Origin of the sequence: Citrobacter cronae, assembly GCF_016893685.1 — a bacterium.
In the GTDB taxonomy this organism is placed as follows: Bacteria; Pseudomonadota; Gammaproteobacteria; order Enterobacterales; family Enterobacteriaceae; genus Citrobacter; species Citrobacter werkmanii.
The window spans coordinates 2386838-2405880 of record NZ_CP069763.1 but is presented as its reverse complement, the minus strand read 5'-3'; the positions used below and the strand labels follow the sequence as shown (position 1 = coordinate 2405880).

The window sequence follows — 19043 nt, the reverse complement described above, 5'->3', positions numbered from 1 at the left end:
ACAAAGCAACAAAATTAACAATAATGAAATAAATAACATTAATTAATAACACTTCAATAGCTTTCATCGATCTTTTATCGTATTTACGATCTGCCAAACCTATCGTTTAAATCTATCAAAATATTTATATTGATCGTTTTTATCGATCATATATTCTGTATGAAATAAATGCTATTGACGGCATTTTTATTACCAGCGCAGTCAGAAAAATTCTTCTCTCTTGCGTTGTGTCGCACCAGAAAATTATCAAGGATTACGCTTAAAAACTTACGTAACATCTATTCAAATAGATTTCGATTAGCAAGAACATCCAAAAAAACACACTTTCAGCACCCGGGCTAACAGGTTTTAAGTAGATAGCTTACATTGAGAGCGGTGATCACTCACTGAGAATTGCGCATGATGATATCGTTAAAAAAAACGGAAAATATAAATTTCGTTAATACATTTAAAGACTATTTTTGTGTAGGCATCGCATTTTTTGCTTTACAGTTTGTCGCTGGTCATCTCAGTAAGCAGGAAGATATTGCGGGTGCAACCCTGCATTTTTACGATCTCACTTTACCTCTCATTTCCGCATTACTGGTTTTATACAGGCAAAAGGCATTCCCCATTTTAGGTGCCTTTTTCTTGTATGCGCTCTACTCTTACTCATTAGATTCGCTGCTAACGTTATCAGCTCAGGTACTGGCCGCACTCATTAGCCAGACATTCTATGTGTTCTCGACAGGTAAACGAAGTGCCGTAAGCTTTGGCCGCAGCCAGCTTACAACCCTACGTATTGTTTGGCTGGTGTGCTGCAATTCCTTACTCTTTATCTCGATTGAGCACTGGTTCCAGTCGCGAGTTATTTCTGAACCAATGACTCATCTTTTTACACTGCAAACATTAATTAACTTGCAGTGGTTGATGAACTCTTGCCTGACAGGGATCCCTTTTTGTTACCTGTTGCTCAGAAGCGTTCAAAATCCAGTATGGTGTATTTTACACATCAGGCATGTGAAGACATTGATAAAATCCGGCCCACCTATTTTATGTCAAGTATTATGGCTGGTCCTGTTAGTCTGCATTATGTCTGCTTTGATTGTCAGCAGACAGGATATACTCATATTTACTGACTACTCATTACTGTGGCTTCTTCCGCTCATGCTATGGGGAGTGATCTGTATTGGTCATGCTTTCATATCCCCTGTTTGGGTAGCGATGCTCATCTTGCTAGGATATAACATAAATAGTTATATCCCACCCGCTGACGATAAAAACTATTTACATAGTCTGGTGATTTCTTCTACGGTCGTGTTTGTCTTTTCGCTGACGATTGTCGTTGCCGGTGTACTTGCCATTCGTAACCGAAAATACCTCCGACGCCTCAAACAACTTTTTAGATCAGAGCCTAATACTGGACTGCCTAACTTTCAGGCCCTGCAAATGGATATTCGTAAATACTCAACTGAGTGTCTGTGTTACATCCGTTGTACTGAACTGAACACGCTAGAGCAAACGCATGGTATCGAGTTCCGTTTTGAGTTTGTAAAAGGGTTAAGCACCTATGTGCGTAAATTAATAAGCGGTGACGATAATATCTATTATGCCCCAGGTCACGGGATAATTCTTCGCCTTAATGCCATACCTGACATTTCTGAACTGTATAAAAAACTAAACTCTTTCCGTTTTATCTGGAAAGACTACCAATTGGGGTTATCTTGCGGTATGGCGTATACCACCGAGAAAAACCTGATTAAAAATTTATCGCTAGCTATTAAGCAGCTTAATACCCAAAGTTACATCTCGTTGATGCAGGGGCAACCGTTATTACTCAACCCACAAATGCCGGGTGATAGAATTGTCAGTCAGGCTGTGATTCGTCATATGTTGCAAAAAGCTATCGACAGACAATCGTTTGAACTTATGGCCCAACCTATCGTATCAACAATGTTGGTTGTTCAACCGATCGTGTCAACCACTGGACTGACACGTTATCACGAGATACTTATTCGGATAAAAATGGTTGATGGTAAATTAATCTTTCCAGATACCATCCTACCAGTTGCACGCGAGGCAGGACTACTCCCTGCGCTGGATATCACCGTGATTGAACAGACATTTCGTTTTATACAGTCACGACAGAAATCTGAACCCAACAGCCATTTTTCTATTAACCTGACCCCAGATTCGCTTAATAAAATTGATTTTCTTGATAATGTTTTCACCTTGTTTAGAAAATACGCCATCGCACCGGAACGTATCATTTTTGAAGTCATTGAATCAGATATCATTGATAACGCCAATGTCACTGATGTTCTGAGAGCATTACGTAAAGCCGGTTCGAAAATTGCTATTGATGATTTTGGAACCGGAGCATCCAGTTATTCTCGTTTACGAACGTTAGACGCTGACATTCTGAAGATTGATGGCTCATTCATCCGTAATATTCTGACCGATGAGTTTAGTCGATGCGCGGTCAGATCATTCTGCGAAGTGGCGAAACTGAAAAAAATGGAAGTCGTCGCGGAGTTTGTTGAAAATGAGGAAATTGAAAAGATGCTAATCACGATGGGTATTGGTTGGTTACAGGGATATCATATAGGAAAACCCGTTCCTATAGAGTTAGCTCAATTGTAATTCAGTTATTATAATAATAATTATCTTACAACATTGATTCACTTACCGGCTCCCGTGCCGGTTTTTTTATTGTCTAATGCAAGCTGTACATTAATTAAAGCAGCTATGCCGCAACTGTCTGCCGCGGCATAGCGTATTTTATTTTTAGCCCAATTCAGCCGAAAGCTATTGTTGATTCCGCTTCCATTACTCCCAGGCCCGTTCAGTTTTCGCCGCGTCAAACTGCGGCGGCGGCTTACGAAAACGTCCGGTCAGCCAGGCGAGATACACCAACCCTAACCCGGCCCATACCAGTCCCAGCGTCAGCGATGTCACCTCCAGATTGACCCACAGTACGGCAACCGTGGCGGCGCCAACCATTGGCAATACCAGATAGTGCAGTTTCTCCTGCCAGGTATGTTTACGTCCTTCACGCCGCCAGAAGTGGTTAAACACCGACAAATTGACGAACGTAAAGGCCACCAGCGCGCCAAAGTTAATCAACGCCGTGGCGGTCACCAGGTCAAAAAACAGCGCTGACAGCGCCACAATGCCGACCATAATGACGTTTAGCGCAGGGGTGCGCCATTTCGGATGAACATAACCGAAGTACTTCTCCGGGAAGACGTTATCCCGGCCCATCACGTACAGCAAACGAGATACACTGGCATGCGACGCCAGGCCTGACGCCAGCGTATTCACAAAAGTCGTACACAGGAAAATGGACTGGAACAGTTTGCCGCCGACATACAGCGCAATCTCCGGCAGCGCCGCATCCGGGTCTTTAAAGCGGCTAATATCCGGGAAAAACAGCTGCATAAAGAACGAAGCGGCAATGAAGATCAACCCACCGTACAGGGCGGTGAGGAAAATAGCTTTCGGGATGGTACGCGCCGCATCCGGCGTTTCTTCAGAAAGCGTCGTCACCGCATCAAAGCCGAGGAACGAGAAGCAGACGATAGTCGCCCCGGTGATAATCGGGATCAAATGCGCATTCTGGCTAATAAACGGTTGCAGCGACCAGACGGTGCCGACCCCCTCGCCTTTATGCAGTCCCTGTACCACGAGGAAGATAAACACGGCGATTATCGCCACCTGCACCAGCACAAACAGCGCATTGAAGTTCGCCACCAGATTAACGCTTTTCAAATTGGCCGCGGTGAGGATCGCCACGAACATCACCACCCAAATCCATGGCGCGACCTCCGGGAACAGCGCGGAGAGGTAAATTTTCGCCAGCAGGACGTTAATCATCGGCAGGAAAAGGTAGTCAAGCAGCGACGACCAGCCAACCATAAACCCCACGTGCGGATTGATGGCTTTTTGCGCATAGGTGTAGGCCGAACCGGCCTGCGGAAACTGGCGTACCAGCTTACCGTAACTGATGGCAGTGAACAGCACCCCCGCCAGGGCCAGCAGATAGGAGGCCGGAACATGGCCATTGCTGACGCCCGAAACAATCCCAAAGGTGTCAAACACCGTCATCGGCGTGAGATAGGCCAACCCCATCACCACCACCTGCCACAGCTTCAGGGATTTTCGCAGTTGTGTTTTGCCCGGCTGGGCTGCAACGTCCACAGGAGAATTAGTCGACATAGCGATCCTCCCCGCAACGAGTCCAGGTCTGCGTTCGAAACGTTGGTAACGCAAACCTGAGTCGTGTCGGGGCGGATCTCCAAAAGTAAGGCGTCAATGTCGTACGGCTAAGGTGTGGTCCGTACTTACTGCGGGAGCCATGGATGCTCACGCGGGGCTGGTTTTTAAACACTGGCATCATCACATTTCCTCGTCACAAACTCTGTCGGTTATCTGAAGACCCGTTGTCGCCCGCGCTCCATTACGCGACATCCGGGAAATGGCAGGTATTCCTGCAATTTTTACGGGCTGGCTCCGCTCAGCCCGCATGATGCGACTTCTTTTTAAATGACCTGTACGACGGTCAGGCGTTTTTCAACATCCACTCAATTTCAGTGTCGGTGATAAGACGTTCAAACTGGATTAATTCATCGTTTTTACAGGCGTGATACACGTGGCTAAAACGCTCCCCCAATAATTCACGCAGACTGTCGTTTTGCATAAACTCCCACAGCGCATCGCTCTGACGGATCGGGAACGGCAAACCTTCCTGCTCCAGTCCGTTGCCTTCCACCTCTTCCTGTAACGACAGCTCGTTATCCAGACCATGGAGGATCCCGGCCAGAATGGTCGACATCACCAGATAAGGGTTGGCATCAGCCCCCGCCACACGGTATTCAACCCGATGATTATCACGATCGCCGCAGGGAATGCGCAGCGCCACCGTACGGTTGTTATGCCCCCAGGAAGCCTGGGTAGGGACATACATCCCCGGCTGGAAGCGACGATAAGAGTTCACATTTGGCGCCAGCAGCGCCATCGACGCGGGCATCAGATCAATCATCCCGGCAAGCGCACGCTTAAGTAACGCAGAATCATCGCCATTCGCATCGGCCAGCACGTTCTCGCCTTTGTTATTCATAATGCTGATGTGGATATGCATCCCGCTACCGGCATGCTCCTCATAGGGCTTTGCCATAAAGGTGGCATGCATCTTATGTTTCTCCGCCACCAGCCGCACCAGGCGCTTCAGCGCCAGCGCATCGTCACAGGCGTCGAGTACGTTATCGGTATGGATGAGATTGATTTCAAACTGACCAGGAGATGCTTCGGCCACCGCACCGTCGGCCGGGATCAACTGCAGACGGGCCAGTTCGTCGATATCGTTCAGCACATCAGCAAAGTGGTTCAGGTTATCAACGGAGTAAACCTGACTTTGGGTATTACGATCGTCCGTTCCCGGCGCGCATGGCGGCTGCAGATAACCTTCGGGATCGCGCTTGCGATCGAGTAAATAGAACTCCAGCTCTACCGCTACGACGGGGAACAAACCGCGCTGGCGCAGTTTCTGCCAGAGTCGGTTGAGAACGTTCCGCGGCTCAACGTCAAAGGGAGCGCCATCTTCATCCAGCATTGTCAGCATCATCTGGCCAATAAATTCCGGATCGGCGGCCGAAGGGGTTAACGTTCCGAGCACTGGCACACAGGTCCTGTCCGGTTCGCCAAGTTCTTGTCCTAACCCCGCCTCTTCCACCACATTGCCCAGAATGTCCATCGCGAACACCGATGCGGGAAAATAACAGCCCTTCTCTAACTTAGACAATCCCGACACAGGAATGCGTTTACCGCGAAAACAACCGTTAAGGTCGGTTAACAGCACATCGACAAACTGCGTGTTGGGATAACGTTCCAGATATTGCTTCACTTCGCGCGCAAACGCGCTACTTCGCCTCTCTTCAGAATGCTGAACAAAATTCTCAACTTCTACGATATTGGTTTCCATGATTCACCGCCGTTGGCCTGGTAAGCTTTCTGTGATTTGACTGTTAAATATAATGTCCACCCTTCGACTCTGGATGCAAACAATTTGTTTGTCAAATGTTAAATTAAGTTTGCTAGAAGGTTATTACGCTGCTAGATTGAGAAAATAATGAACGGAATTGCACAACAAGGAACCGTTTGGCAATAATTTATTCCAAAACGTGAGGTCGATCATGGGCAATATATTTGACAAGCCAGTTATTGGTGTAGTGATGTGTAGGAACAGGCTTAAGGGTCACGAGACCCAGACTCTGCAAGAAAAGTACCTGAATGCGGTTTTGAATGCCGGTGGATTACCGATAGCGTTACCTCATGCGCTCGCGGAGCCAGAATTACTGAACGCGCTGTTACCAAAACTGGATGGTATCTTCCTGCCTGGAAGCCCAAGCAATGTGCAACCGCACCTCTATGGTGAAAATGGCGATGAGTCTGACGCCGATCCGGGGCGTGATCTTCTGAGCATGGCGCTAATTACCGCCGGGCTCGAAAGGCGCATTCCCATTTTCGCCATCTGCCGGGGCTTACAGGAATTAGTTGTCGCCACTGGCGGGACTCTGTATCGTCGCCTGTGCGATCACTCACAGTTTCTGGAACATCGTGAAGATGCGGAACTCCCGGTGGAGCAGCAATACGCCCCATCTCATGAAGTCCAGGTTCAACAGGGAGGATTGCTGTCGCAATTAATACCAGGTTGCAGCACGTTTTGGGTTAACTCCTTACATGGTCAGGGTGCAAAAACCCTTGGCCCGCAGCTGCGCGTGGAAGCACGATCGCAGGATGGATTAGTGGAAGCGGCCAGCGTTCACGACCATCCTTTCGCGCTCGGCGTGCAGTGGCACCCGGAATGGAACAGTAGCGAATACGCCCTGTCGCGTTTGTTACTTGAAGGTTTTATCACCGCTTGTCAGAACCACCTCGCTGAAAAACAGCGACTCTGACCACTACTGTTAAGGAAATGCAATTATGAGCGATGACGGCCTGGCGCCGGGTAAACGTTTGTCAGAGATCCGCCAGCAATTGGGTCTTTCGCAACGTCGTGCCGCCGAACTGTCTGGGTTGACGCATAGCGCCATCAGTACCATAGAGCAGGACAAAGTCAGTCCTGCCATCAGTACGCTGCAAAAGCTATTGAAAGTATATGGGCTGTCGCTCTCCGAGTTCTTCGCGGAACCGGAAAAGCCTGACGAACCGCAGGTGGTTATCAATCAGGATGATTTGATTGAGATCGGGAGTCAGGGAGTATCCATGAAGTTAGTTCACAACGGAAATCCGAATCGTACGCTGGCAATGATGTTTGAAACCTATCAGCCAGGCACGACAACCGGGGAGAGAATTAAACACCAGGGTGAAGAGATTGGGACAATACTGGAAGGTGAAGTCGTTTTGACCATCAACGGTCAAACGTATCATCTTGTTGCAGGGCAAAGTTATGCCATTAACACCGGCATTCCACACAGCTTCAGCAACACCTCGGCAGGGATCTGCCGCATTATCAGTGCCCACACTCCCACCACATTCTAATAAGTAGCGGCCTGAGTTTCTCAGGCCTTCTTAAATAACGCGCATTAACAGGGTAAATCCCTGGGGCATCGTGCAGCCTGATTTTGCCTGAAAAAGATCAGCAACGAACTTTATCTTATTGATATAAAAGGAGTAGCTATGAACTTTCAGAACCTTAAATATTGGCGTGAGAAAGCCAGTCATTATTCGCCGGAAACCCGTTTATTTATTAACGGCGAATATTGCGCCGCCGCCGATAACGAAACCTTTATTACTCAGGATCCGGCCGGCCAGCGCCCACTCGCCAAAGTCGCCCGCGGCAAAAAAGCGGATGTGGATCGTGCGGTCACCGCAGCCCGCGCCGTCTTTGAACGCGGTGACTGGTCGCAGGCAACACCCGCAGAGCGCAAGGCGGTTCTCCACAAGCTTGCAGATTTAATGGAGCAGCATCACGAGGAGCTGGCGCTACTGGAAACGCTCGACACCGGTAAACCGATTCGCCATAGCCTGCGTGATGATATTCCAGGCGCGGCGCGCGCCATTCGTTGGTACGCCGAAGCTATTGATAAAGTCTATGGCGAAGTTGCCACCACCTCGGTAAACGATCTGGCGCTGATTGTGCGCGAACCGGTGGGCGTAATCGCGGCTATCGTTCCGTGGAACTTTCCCCTGCTACTGGCCTGTTGGAAACTTGGCCCCGCGCTGGCCGCCGGTAACAGCGTGATCCTCAAACCCTCGGAGAAGTCCCCGCTGACCGCCATACGTCTTGCGGCACTGGCTAAAAAAGCGGGTTTGCCCGATGGCGTTCTCAGCGTGGTTAGCGGGTATGGCCACGAAGCGGGCCAGGCGTTGTCGCAACATCCGGATGTCGACGTTATCACTTTTACTGGCTCAACCCGCACCGGCAAGCAACTGCTAAAAGATGCTGGCGACAGCAACATGAAACGCGTGTGGCTGGAAGCTGGCGGTAAAAGCGCCAACATCGTGTTTGCCGACTGCCCGGATCTAGCGAAAGCCGCCGCCACTGCCGCGGCAGGCATTTTCTACAACCAGGGTCAGATCTGTATCGCCGGTACGCGTCTGCTGCTGGAAGAGAGTATTGCCGACGAATTTATCGCGCTGTTGAAAGAGCAGGCGAAAAACTGGCAGCCGGGCAACCCGCTCGATCCTGAAACCACGATGGGCACGCTTATCGACAATGCGCATGCCGACACCGTGGACACCTTTATTCGCGACGGTGAAACGCAAGGCACGCTGGCGCTGGATGGCCGCAGCCATGTTCATCCGGCGGCTATCGGCCCGACGATTTTTGTCAATACCGCGCCACAAGCCCACGTCAGCCGCGATGAGATCTTCGGCCCGGTACTGGTCATCACCCGTTTTAGCAGCGAAGCCGAAGCCCTGGCGCTGGCCAACGACAGCGACTACGGCCTGGGCGCCGCGGTCTGGACCCGCGATTTGTCGCGCGCCCATCGCATGAGTCGTCGCCTGAAGGCCGGTTCAGTCTTCGTGAATAACTACAACGACGGTGATATGACCGTACCGTTCGGCGGTTATAAGCAAAGCGGCAACGGGCGCGATAAGTCCCTGCATGCCCTGGAAAAATTTAGCGAACTGAAAACCATTTGGATCTCCCTGGAGCCTTAATCATGACTGAACATACCAGCAGTTATTACGCCGCAAGCGCCAATCAGTACGAACCGTTTCCCACCCTTAGCGAATCGGTTAGCTGTGATGTCTGTGTCGTGGGCGGCGGCTATACCGGACTCTCCTCCGCCCTGCATTTAGCGGAAATGGGTTACGACGTGGTGCTACTGGAATCCGCACGTATTGGTTTTGGCGCCAGCGGACGCAACGGCGGCCAGTTGGTTAACTCTTACAGTCGCGATATTGATGTTATCGAACGCAGCTACGGCCCGGACGCCGCCAAAATGCTCGGCAGCATGATGTTTGAAGGCGGCGATATCATTCGCGAACGCATTAAACGTTATCAGATTGACTGCGATTATCGTCCTGGCGGGCTGTTTGTGGCGCTGAACCATAAGCAGATGGAAACGCTGGAAGAGCAGAAGTCGAACTGGGAACGCTACGGCAACACACAGCTTGAACTGTTAGACAGCAGCGAAATTCGCCGCGAAGTCAGTAGCGATCGCTATGTCGGCGCGCTGCTCGACCACAGCGGTGGCCATATTCATCCGCTCAATCTGGCGATTGGCGAAGCTAACGCCATTCGTCTGAACGGCGGACGCATCTTCGAACAGTCGCCGGTCACCCGTATTCAACACACCAGCCCGGCGGTGGTCAGCACGGAAAAAGGTCAGGTGACAGCCCGCTTTGTGATCGTCGCGGGCAACGCCTACCTCGGCGACAAACTGGAACCTGCGCTGGCCAAAAGCAGCATGCCGTGCGGCACCCAGGTGTTAACCACCGAACCGCTGTCCGCCGAAATGGCACGTTCGCTGATCCCAAAAAACTACTGTGTGGAAGATTGCAACTACCTGCTGGATTACTACCGTCTGACCGGCGATAACCGCCTGCTGTACGGCGGCGGCGTGGTCTACGGCGCACGCGATCCGAACGATATTGAACGCCTGGTGATGCCGAATCTGCTGAAGACCTTCCCGCAATTGCGGGGGGTAAAAATTGATTACCGCTGGACCGGTAATTTCCTGTTGACGTTATCACGTATGCCGCAGTTCGGCCGCCTCGATACCAATATTTACTATATGCAGGGTTACAGCGGTCACGGCGTGACCTGTACCCATCTGGCTGGACGCCTGATTTCCGAACTGCTGCGCGGGGATGCCGAGCGCTTTGACGCATTCGCCAACCTGCCACACTACCCGTTCCCGGGAGGCCGCAGCCTGCGCATTCCCTTTACCGCCATGGGGGCGGCCTATTACAGCTTACGCGATCGCCTTGGGGTTTAAGTTCTTCCGCGATAAACCCGACGCACAGGGCGGTCTCCCCTGTGCGTTTTTTTATTCCCGGTCGGTGAAAAACAGATAACAGTCACGAATATATCGCTATAGGACATAACCACACTCTTCGCATTGTTTCTCTCCTCTAATCGGATACGCTTTTTTAGATATCGCTGGCGGCGTGCGCCAGAACTCAACGGGGGAAGAAACGCGTGTTATGAATACGAATAATGAGGAGACCTTTTATCAGGCGATGCGCCGGAAGGGAGTGAGCCGACGCAGTTTTCTTAAATATTGTAGCCTCGCCGCAACATCGCTGGGATTAGGGGCTGGAATGACGCCCCGAATAGCCTGGGCGTTGGAGAACAAACCCCGGATCCCGGTCGTCTGGATCCACGGGCTGGAATGTACCTGCTGTACCGAATCGTTTATTCGCTCCTCGCACCCACTCGCCAAAGACGTCATCCTCTCTCTGATTTCCCTCGATTACGACGACACGCTGATGGCCGCCGCCGGAACGCAGGCCGAAGAGGTATTTGAAGACATTCTGCGCCAGTACCACGGCCGCTACATTCTGGCCGTCGAAGGTAATCCTCCGCTGGGTGAACAAGGGATGTTCTGCATTAGCGGCGGAAGACCCTTTGTGGAAAAACTCAAACGCGCCGCCGCCGGAGCCAGCGCGATCATAGCCTGGGGCACCTGTGCCTCCTGGGGCTGCGTGCAGGCTGCCCGGCCTAACCCCACCCAGGCAACCCCGATCGATAAAGTGATCACCGATAAGCCGATCGTGAAAGTGCCCGGCTGCCCGCCGATTCCGGACGTCATGAGCGCCATCATCACCTACATGGTGACGTTTGACAGACTGCCTGAACTCGACCGTCTGGGGCGTCCGCTGATGTTCTACGGCCAGCGTATTCATGACAAATGTTACCGCCGCGCCCACTTTGACGCCGGGGAGTTCGTCGAAAGCTGGGACGATGATGCCGCCCGCAAAGGCTATTGCCTGTACAAAATGGGCTGTAAAGGGCCAACCACCTATAACGCCTGCTCCACCACTCGCTGGAATGGCGGCGTTTCCTTCCCCATCCAGTCCGGTCACGGTTGTCTGGGATGTTCAGAGAACGGCTTCTGGGATCGCGGCTCGTTCTACAGCCGCGTGGTTGATATTCCACAGATGGGAACGCATTCCACCGCCGATACCGTGGGCCTCACCGCGCTTGGCGTCGTGGCTGCCGGCGTCGGCGTCCACGCCGTCGCCAGCGCCGTCAACCAACACAACCGCCACAAACAGCAATTAGCCGACGCCAGACAGCAGTCGTCAGATAATGAGGATAAACAGGCATGAGCCATTCATATCAAACCCAGGGATATACCTTAAACAATGCCGGTCGCCGTCTGGTTGTGGATCCCATTACGCGCATTGAAGGTCATATGCGTTGTGAAGTGAACATTGATGAGCAGAACATCATCACCAACGCGGTTTCTTGCGGCACCATGTTCCGCGGACTGGAGATCATTCTTCAGGGTCGCGACCCGCGCGACGCATGGGCATTTGTCGAACGAATTTGCGGGGTGTGCACCGGTGTACATGCCCTTGCCTCTGTCTACGCCATTGAAGATGCCATTGGCATTAAGGTGCCCGACAATGCCAACATCATTCGCAATATTATGCTGGCCACGCTGTGGTGCCACGACCATCTGGTGCACTTTTACCAGTTAGCCGGAATGGACTGGATTGACGTGCTGAATGCTCTGAAAGCAGATCCTCGCGCCACATCGCAACTGGCGCAGAGTCTTTCTGCCTGGCCGATGTCCTCACCGGGCTACTTCTTTGACGTCCAAAATCGGCTGAAGAAATTTGTCGAAGGCGGTCAGTTGGGGATTTTCCGCAACGGTTATTGGGGCCATCCGCAGTACAAGCTATCGCCAGAGGCTAACTTGATGGGCTTTGCCCACTATCTGGAAGCGCTCGATTTTCAGCGCGAGATTATCAAAATCCATACGGTGTTTGGCGGTAAAAACCCCCATCCTAACTGGATTGTCGGGGGTATGCCGTGCGCTATCAATATCGATCAGAGTGGCGCAGTAGGCGCGGTCGATATGGAACGCCTGAACCTGGTGCAGTCGATCATCACCCGCACCGCTGACTTTATCAACAACGTGATGGTGCCTGACGCGCTGGCTATCGGTCAGTTCAATAAATCCTGGAGCCAGATTGGCACCGGGCTTTCTGATAAATGCGTTTTGAGCTACGGCGCGTTCCCGGATATCGCCAACGACTTCAGCGACAAAAGCCTGTTGATGCCTGGCGGCGCGGTGATTAACGGTGATTTTAACAACGTATTGCCTGTGGACCTCGCCGATCAGCAGCAAATTCAGGAGTTTGTCGATCACGCCTGGTACCGTTACCCGGACGATCAGTTGGGCCGCCACCCCTTCGAAGGCATTACCGAACCCTGGTATAACCCCGGCGATGTGAAAGGCAGCGATATTAATATCCAGCAACTTAACGAGCAGGAACGTTACTCGTGGATTAAAGCCCCGCGCTGGCGGGGACACGCCATGGAGGTTGGACCGTTGGCGCGCACGCTGATTGCCTATCACAAAGGGGATGCCGCGACGATTGAATCCGTAGATCGCATGATGTCCGCCCTCAAACTGCCGCTGTCGGGCATGCAGTCAACGCTGGGCCGAATTCTGTGCCGGGCGCACGAAGCGCAGTGGGCCGTGAGCAAGTTGCAATATTTCTTCGACAAGCTGATGACCAACCTGAAAAACGGCAACCTGGCGACGGCGAATACCGAAAAATGGGAGCCAGAAAGCTGGCCGCAGCACTGCCGCGGGATCGGTTTTACCGAGGCGCCGCGCGGGGCATTAGGCCACTGGGCATCGATTCGCGACCAGAAAATCGATCTGTATCAGTGCGTGGTGCCAACCACCTGGAATGCCAGCCCGCGCGATCCAAAGGGGCAAATTGGCGCTTACGAGGCGGCGCTGATGGGTACCCAAATGGCGATACCGGATCAACCACTGGAGATCTTGCGCACCTTGCACAGCTTCGACCCCTGCCTGGCATGTTCAACCCACGTGCTTGGCGACGACGGCAGCGAACTGATCGCAGTCCAGGTTCGCTAAGCGTTGAGGAAAAGGAACGATGACTGGAAAGATATCCCCACGCGTCGGGGAGGCGCGTGATACCGCCGTCAGCCACTATGTGTTTGAAGCGCCTGTTCGCTTGTGGCACTGGCTGACGGTAGGCTGCATGTTGGTTTTGATGGTGACCGGATACTTTATTGGCCGACCGCTGCCATCGGTCAGCGGCGAGGCCACCTATCTGTTCTATATGGGCGACATCCGGCTGGCGCATTTCGCCGCCGCCATGGTGTTCACAGTGATACTGCTGATGCGCGTTTACTGGGCCTTTGTCGGTAACCGTTATTCACGCGAGTTGTTTATCGTGCCGGTCTGGCGTCGCAGTTGGTGGCAGGGGGCGTTTTCGGTAGTGCGCTGGTATCTGTTTCTGGAAAAGAAACCAGGGGAGGATATCGGACATAACCCCGTTGCGCAGGCAGCGATGTTTGGCTATTTCCTGCTCTCCGTTTTTATGATCCTGACCGGTTTTGCCTTATACAGCGAGCATAGCCAGTACGCCATTTTCACTCCCTTCCGCTATGTGACGGAGTTTTTCTACTGGACCGGCGGCAACTCTCTCGATATTCACAGCTGGCACCGGCTAGGAATGTGGTTCATCGCCGCCTTCATCATAGGTCATGTATACATGGCTATCCGCGAGGACATCATGTCCGACGATACCGTCATCTCGACCATGGTCAACGGCTATCGTAGCCACAAATTTGCCAAACGTCAGCGCGACAAGGAGGCGTCATGAGCGAACCGAACGTCATCGTGATGGGCCTGGGCAACCTGCTGTGGGCAGACGAAGGGTTTGGCATTCGCCTCGCGGAGCGCCTGTACGCCCACTATCACTGGCCAGAATGGGTAGAGATTGTCGATGGCGGCACCCAGGGGCTGAATCTGCTGGGCTATGTTGAACAGGCCAGCCATTTGCTGCTGCTGGACGCCATCGACTACGGACTCGCGCCGGGCACTCTGCAAACCTACGCCGGTGACAAAGTCCCCAGTTACCTCAGCGCCAAAAAAATGAGTCTGCACCAGAACAGCTTCTCCGAGGTGCTGGCGCTGGCAGATATTCGCGGCCATCTCCCCGCGCACATCGCTCTCGTGGGACTGCAGCCGGTACAACTGGACGACTATGGCGGCAGCCTGACCGACATCGCACGCGCTCAGCTCCCGGCGGCGGAACAAGCCGCGCTTACGCAGCTGGCCGCGTGGGGTATCGCGCCACAGAGAAACGAGGAAACGCGTTGCCTGAACTATGAATGCCTGTCGATGGAAAACTATGAAGGCGTGCGTATTCGCCAGTATCGCGTGACGCTGGAGGAATAAACAATATGTTAAATGACACCCCATTTTCTGCGTTATGGCAACGTATGCTGGCGCGTGGCTGGCAACCGCTGAGCGCGTCTGAACTGGATGGCTGGGTAACCCGCGTGGGCAATGGCGTGGTCCTGCTCAGCAGCGATCCCCGCCGCACGCCGGAAGTCAGCGACAACCCGGTCATGATTGCCGAGTTACTGCGGGAGTTTCCCCAGTTTGCCTGGCAAATAGCCATGGCCGACCTTGAACACAGCGAGGCGATCGGCGATCGTTTTAGCGTGTTCCGCTTCCCGGCCACACTGGTGTTTATCCACGGCGAGCTGCGCGGCATTCTCAGCGGCATCCACCCCTGGGCTGACCTGCTTAACCTGATGCGGCCCTTAGTTGAAGAACAGATACCGCCGGAGTCTGCATGATGAGCGATTCCTTTTTTCATCTGCTGGGTCCGGGTACGCAGCCGGGCGATGATAGCTTCAGCATGAATCCCTTGCCCCTCACCTGCCAGGTCAACTGCGACCCCAGCATGGCGATGCTGGAAAACTGCCCGCACAGCCCGGCGGTGATGGCATTGTTAGCCGATGTACGCCACCAGCTCGCCCGGAGAATTCCCGTCAGGCAGGAGGTGTTGAGATGGGATCTATCCACGCTCAACGCCGACGATCTCACGTTTTTGAATACGCTGCTCGGTGAAGGCGAAGTTTCAGCACGCATCCAGCATGCTGACGGCCGGGAAAGTGAAATTCAGGAGTCGATTTTCTGCGGCATCTGGCGAGTGCGTTGTCAGAATGACAAGGGCCAATGGGAAGAATATCTGGAAGCCGGTAGCGCGCCGCAGGCGCTATGGCAGGCGGCAACACTCAATACGCTGCCGGACGATAGCCTGCTGCCTCCGCCCATCGACGGATTGATGAATGGCCTGACGCTGGCCCAGGAACTGCTGGCGCACCTGCGCGATCCGGCCACGCGTCCTCATAGCATTAACCTCACCCAACTGCCTGTTAGCGACGCGGATCGCCGATTCCTCGCCAATCTGTGCGGCGAAGGGCACATTCAGATCCGCACCATCGGCTACGGCGAGAGCCAAATCGACGCCACGGCGCTGCGCCATGTCTGGCATGTGCGCTGTCTGGATACCCTGAAAGGGCTTTTGCTCGAGAGTTATGAGATCTGTCCATTACCGGAACTGGTACTGGCTGCGCCGGAAGATCTGCTCGACTCGCTCGAGCGCCTGGATGAAGTCTGCGCCTGGCTTGCATCCGGCCCGCCTGCCTGACTCCCCTCTATAAGACCCGCGTACTTTTCTGCTGCGGGTCTGACGTTTTCTTCTTTATCTATTCACTCTCTAATGCCTGATGGAGTTCACATGTGGGACGTCATTGACTTATCGCGCTGGCAGTTTGCGCTGACCGCGCTATACCATTTTCTGTTTGTTCCCCTGACGCTGGGGCTGATATTTTTGCTGGCCATCATGGAAACCCTGTTCGTGGTGACCGGCAAAACCATCTACCGCGACATGACCCGTTTCTGGGGAAAATTATTCGGTATTAACTTTGCGCTCGGCGTGGCTACCGGCCTGACCATGGAGTTTCAGTTCGGCACTAACTGGTCGCTCTATTCCAACTATGTGGGCGATATTTTCGGCGCCCCGTTGGCGATGGAAGCCCTGATGGCTTTCTTTCTTGAATCCACCTTCGTCGGGCTGTTCTTCTTCGGCTGGCAGCGTTTAAACAAGTACCAGCACTTACTGGTGACCTGGCTGGTCGCGTTTGGATCCAATATCTCGGCGCTGTGGATCCTCAACGCTAACGGCTGGATGCAATATCCGACCGGTGCTCACTTTAATATCGATACCCTGCGCATGGAGATGAGCAGTTTTAGCGAACTGGTCTTTAACCCTGTCAGCCAGGTGAAATTTGTCCATACCGTGATGTCCGGTTATGTCACGGGTGCCGTGTTTGTGATGTCCATCAGCGCCTGGTATCTGCTGCGTGGTCGCAATCGCGAGTTTGCCCTGCGCTCCTTCGCGGTGGGTTCCGTTTTTGGCACGCTGGCTATCCTCGGCACCCTGCAACTGGGTGACAGTTCAGCCTATGAGGTCGCCCGGCTCCAGCCGGTAAAACTGGCGGCAATGGAAGGAGAATGGCACACCGAGCCCGCCCCCGCTCCTTTTCATGTCATCGCCTGGCCGCAGCAGGAACAAGAGCGTAACGCCTTTTCCGTGAAGATACCGGCCCTGCTGGGTATCCTGGCGACCCACTCGTTAGATACCCCGGTTCCGGGACTCAAAAATCTGATGGCGGACGCGCTCCCCCGCCTGCAGCGGGGCCGGGAAGCGTGGTTATTGTTGCAGGAAATCGCCAACGGTAACCGCACGCCTCAGGTGCTGAAGGCTTTCCACGCCGTAGAAAATGATCTGGGTTACGGCATCCTGTTGGCGAACTACGCGCCTGATATGAACCACGTTACGCCCGCGCAATATCAAGCCGCGCAACGCGGCGCCATCCCGCAGGTGGCCCCCGTGTTCTGGAGCTTTCGCATCATGATTGGATGCGGTTCTCTGCTGCTGCTGGTGATGGCGATTGCGCTGATACAAACCTTACGCTGGCGTATCGACCAGCATCGCTGGGTACTGCGCATGACGCTGTGGAGTCTGCCGCTACCGTGGATTGCCATTGAAGCAGGCTGGTTTATGACGGAGTTTGGCCGTCAGCCGTGGGCGATTCAGGATATTTTACCCACCTGGTACGCCCACTCCGCGCTGAGCGCGAGCCAGTTGGCCTTCTCCATGGGGCTTATCCTTACGCTTTACACCCTGTTTTTAATTGCAGAGGTCTACCTGATGCAAAAATACGCGCGTCTGGGTCCAGATACGATGCGGGACCAACAACCGGCGCAACAACAGGGATAAAGGAGATAATCATGTTGGATTATGCAACGCTGCGGCTCATTTGGTGGCTGCTAATTGGCATCATTCTGGTGGCCTTTATGGCCACTGACGGATTTGATATGGGGGTCGGCTGCCTGTTGCCGCTGATCGCGCGTAACGATGACGAACGCCGGGTATTAATCAATAGCGTCGGGGCGCACTGGGAAGGTAATCAGGTGTGGCTCATTCTGGCGGGCGGCGCATTATTCGCCGCCTGGCCACGCGTCTATGCCGCCGCTTTTTCGGGATTTTATGTGGCGATGATTCTGGTGCTATGCGCCCTTTTCTTTCGCCCGTTGGCTTTTGACTATCGCGGTAAAATAGCCAACGCGCGCTGGCGCAGAATATGGGACACCGGGTTGGTTATCGGCAGTCTGGTTCCGCCTGTTATTTTCGGCATTGCGTTCGGCAACCTGTTTTTGGGCGTGCCTTTTATCCTTACGCCGCAACTGCATGTGCAATACCTGGGCACCTTCTGGCAGTTACTCTCTCCCTTTGCCCTGTTGTGCGGCGCGTTAAGCTTGATGCTGGTTATTCTGCAAGGGGGCGTGTGGCTCCAGTTAAAAACCGATGGCATCGTTCGCCAGCGCGCGCTGTCCGCCACCCGCCGCAGCGCAATGCTGGTGGTACTCTGCTTTCTGTTAGCCGGTTACTGGCTGTGGACAGGAATTGATGGTTTTGTGCTGCTTAGCCAAGATCCTAATGGTCCTTCCAACCCGCTATTAAAAGCGGTAACAACCTCGCCGGGCACGTGGATGGCGCACTTTTATCAGTCACCACTGCTGTTGATTATTCCGCTAGCTGGCATGATTTTCCCAATGCTCACGATCTATGCCTGCGGGCAACGTCGGGCCGTGTGGGGATTTTTGTGCGCTTCCCTGACCCAGGCCTGCGTGATCTTCACCGCCGGAATCACCCTGTTTCCGTTTGTGATGCCTTCAAGCGTGCAACCCCTGTCCAGCCTGACGGTGTGGGACAGTACCTCCAGCCAGATGACGCTCAGTATCATGTTGGTTATTGTGCTGATTTTTCTACCGATAGTGCTGCTTTATACCGCCTGGAGTTATTACAAGATGCTGGGGCGAATCAAGGTAGAAACGATCCGCCGCCACAACCACGAACTTTACTAGGGAGGAATGCACAATGTGGTATCTGTTTTGGCTGGTCGGCATTCTGCTGATGTGCGCGTTCTCCACGCTGGCGCTGGTCTGGCTTGAGTCGCGGCAGAAGTAGTTTTGCGA

General features: G+C 53.2%; 16 protein-coding genes. 14 read left to right on the top strand and 2 right to left on the bottom strand.

Annotated elements, in window-relative coordinates:
* Positions 1–399 precede the first annotated feature (399 nt).
* Positions 400–2622, top strand: a complete 2223-nt coding sequence (locus tag JSN25_RS10190; RefSeq protein ID WP_159121062.1) for an EAL domain-containing protein — start codon at positions 400–402, stop codon at positions 2620–2622.
* Positions 2623–2808: 186 nt separating this feature from the next.
* Here JSN25_RS10190 and JSN25_RS10185 read toward each other — a convergent pair whose 3' ends face one another.
* Positions 2809–4197, bottom strand: coding sequence for an APC family permease (locus tag JSN25_RS10185; protein WP_038637934.1), 1389 nt, complete (start codon positions 4195–4197; stop codon positions 2809–2811).
* A 343-nt stretch (positions 4198–4540) separates the two neighbouring features.
* The gene (locus tag JSN25_RS10180; protein WP_204525689.1) at positions 4541–5959 is read right to left on the bottom strand and encodes a glutamine synthetase family protein; all 1419 of its coding nucleotides are present in this window, start codon (positions 5957–5959) and stop codon (positions 4541–4543) included.
* A 211-nt stretch (positions 5960–6170) separates the two neighbouring features.
* Between JSN25_RS10180 and puuD the strand changes: the two genes are divergently transcribed.
* From puuD to cbdX, 13 genes are all read left to right on the top strand, one after another.
* A complete protein-coding gene (gene puuD / locus JSN25_RS10175) occupies positions 6171–6935 on the top strand; it encodes a gamma-glutamyl-gamma-aminobutyrate hydrolase (protein WP_003838709.1) in 765 nt (254 codons plus the stop codon).
* 25 nt (positions 6936–6960) lie between these two features.
* Positions 6961–7518 carry an HTH-type transcriptional regulator PuuR gene (gene puuR / locus JSN25_RS10170; protein WP_038637926.1) on the top strand — a complete coding sequence of 186 codons (558 nt, stop codon included), beginning with the start codon at positions 6961–6963 and terminating at the stop codon, positions 7516–7518.
* A gap of 138 nt (positions 7519–7656) precedes the next feature.
* On the top strand, positions 7657–9144 hold the full coding sequence (gene puuC / locus JSN25_RS10165) for an aldehyde dehydrogenase PuuC (RefSeq protein WP_204525688.1): 1488 nt from the start codon (positions 7657–7659) through the stop codon (positions 9142–9144).
* 2 nt (positions 9145–9146) lie between these two features.
* The gene (locus JSN25_RS10160; protein WP_038637921.1) at positions 9147–10427 is read left to right on the top strand and encodes an NAD(P)/FAD-dependent oxidoreductase; all 1281 of its coding nucleotides are present in this window, start codon (positions 9147–9149) and stop codon (positions 10425–10427) included.
* A 208-nt stretch (positions 10428–10635) separates the two neighbouring features.
* Positions 10636–11763, top strand: coding sequence for a hydrogenase 1 small subunit (gene hyaA, locus JSN25_RS10155; protein WP_079225335.1), 1128 nt, complete (start codon positions 10636–10638; stop codon positions 11761–11763).
* Positions 11760–13553: a Ni/Fe-hydrogenase large subunit gene (gene hyaB / locus JSN25_RS10150; protein ID WP_085047688.1), complete on the top strand. Its 1794-nt coding sequence runs from the start codon at positions 11760–11762 to the stop codon at positions 13551–13553. Before hyaA ends, hyaB begins: the two co-directional genes overlap by 4 nt.
* Positions 13554–13572: 19 nt before the next feature.
* Complete coding sequence (hyaC, locus tag JSN25_RS10145; RefSeq protein ID WP_069323888.1) at positions 13573–14307, top strand: Ni/Fe-hydrogenase b-type cytochrome subunit; 735 nt, start codon at positions 13573–13575, stop codon at positions 14305–14307.
* The gene (gene hyaD / locus JSN25_RS10140) at positions 14304–14885 is read left to right on the top strand and encodes a hydrogenase 1 maturation protease (RefSeq protein WP_085047689.1); all 582 of its coding nucleotides are present in this window, start codon (positions 14304–14306) and stop codon (positions 14883–14885) included. Before hyaC ends, hyaD begins: the two co-directional genes overlap by 4 nt.
* 5 nt (positions 14886–14890) lie before the next feature.
* Complete coding sequence (hyaE, locus tag JSN25_RS10135) at positions 14891–15292, top strand: hydrogenase-1 operon protein HyaE (protein WP_085047690.1); 402 nt, start codon at positions 14891–14893, stop codon at positions 15290–15292.
* The gene (locus JSN25_RS10130; RefSeq protein ID WP_204525720.1) at positions 15292–16149 is read left to right on the top strand and encodes a hydrogenase expression/formation protein; all 858 of its coding nucleotides are present in this window, start codon (positions 15292–15294) and stop codon (positions 16147–16149) included. The genes hyaE and JSN25_RS10130 overlap by 1 nt, the downstream gene beginning before the upstream one ends.
* Positions 16150–16239: 90 nt before the next feature.
* On the top strand, positions 16240–17784 hold the full coding sequence (gene appC / locus JSN25_RS10125) for a cytochrome bd-II oxidase subunit 1 (RefSeq protein WP_137351118.1): 1545 nt from the start codon (positions 16240–16242) through the stop codon (positions 17782–17784).
* A gap of 11 nt (positions 17785–17795) precedes the next feature.
* Complete coding sequence (gene appB, locus JSN25_RS10120) at positions 17796–18932, top strand: cytochrome d ubiquinol oxidase subunit II (protein ID WP_204525687.1); 1137 nt, start codon at positions 17796–17798, stop codon at positions 18930–18932.
* Between the two features lie 13 nt (positions 18933–18945).
* On the top strand, positions 18946–19035 hold the full coding sequence (gene cbdX / locus JSN25_RS10115) for a cytochrome bd-II oxidase subunit CbdX (RefSeq protein ID WP_069323885.1): 90 nt from the start codon (positions 18946–18948) through the stop codon (positions 19033–19035).
* Positions 19036–19043 lie beyond the last annotated feature (8 nt).

Coding starts and splice junctions, on each gene's coding strand:
- JSN25_RS10190 (WP_159121062.1), top strand. CDS start 400: ATGATGATATCGTTAAAAAAAACGGAAAATATAAATTTCGTTAATACA.
- JSN25_RS10185 (WP_038637934.1), bottom strand. CDS start 4,197: ATGTCGACTAATTCTCCTGTGGACGTTGCAGCCCAGCCGGGCAAAACA.
- JSN25_RS10180 (WP_204525689.1), bottom strand. CDS start 5,959: ATGGAAACCAATATCGTAGAAGTTGAGAATTTTGTTCAGCATTCTGAA.
- puuD (WP_003838709.1), top strand. CDS start 6,171: ATGGGCAATATATTTGACAAGCCAGTTATTGGTGTAGTGATGTGTAGG.
- puuR (WP_038637926.1), top strand. CDS start 6,961: ATGAGCGATGACGGCCTGGCGCCGGGTAAACGTTTGTCAGAGATCCGC.
- puuC (WP_204525688.1), top strand. CDS start 7,657: ATGAACTTTCAGAACCTTAAATATTGGCGTGAGAAAGCCAGTCATTAT.
- JSN25_RS10160 (WP_038637921.1), top strand. CDS start 9,147: ATGACTGAACATACCAGCAGTTATTACGCCGCAAGCGCCAATCAGTAC.
- hyaA (WP_079225335.1), top strand. CDS start 10,636: ATGAATACGAATAATGAGGAGACCTTTTATCAGGCGATGCGCCGGAAG.
- hyaB (WP_085047688.1), top strand. CDS start 11,760: ATGAGCCATTCATATCAAACCCAGGGATATACCTTAAACAATGCCGGT.
- hyaC (WP_069323888.1), top strand. CDS start 13,573: ATGACTGGAAAGATATCCCCACGCGTCGGGGAGGCGCGTGATACCGCC.
- hyaD (WP_085047689.1), top strand. CDS start 14,304: ATGAGCGAACCGAACGTCATCGTGATGGGCCTGGGCAACCTGCTGTGG.
- hyaE (WP_085047690.1), top strand. CDS start 14,891: ATGTTAAATGACACCCCATTTTCTGCGTTATGGCAACGTATGCTGGCG.
- JSN25_RS10130 (WP_204525720.1), top strand. CDS start 15,292: ATGAGCGATTCCTTTTTTCATCTGCTGGGTCCGGGTACGCAGCCGGGC.
- appC (WP_137351118.1), top strand. CDS start 16,240: ATGTGGGACGTCATTGACTTATCGCGCTGGCAGTTTGCGCTGACCGCG.
- appB (WP_204525687.1), top strand. CDS start 17,796: ATGTTGGATTATGCAACGCTGCGGCTCATTTGGTGGCTGCTAATTGGC.
- cbdX (WP_069323885.1), top strand. CDS start 18,946: ATGTGGTATCTGTTTTGGCTGGTCGGCATTCTGCTGATGTGCGCGTTC.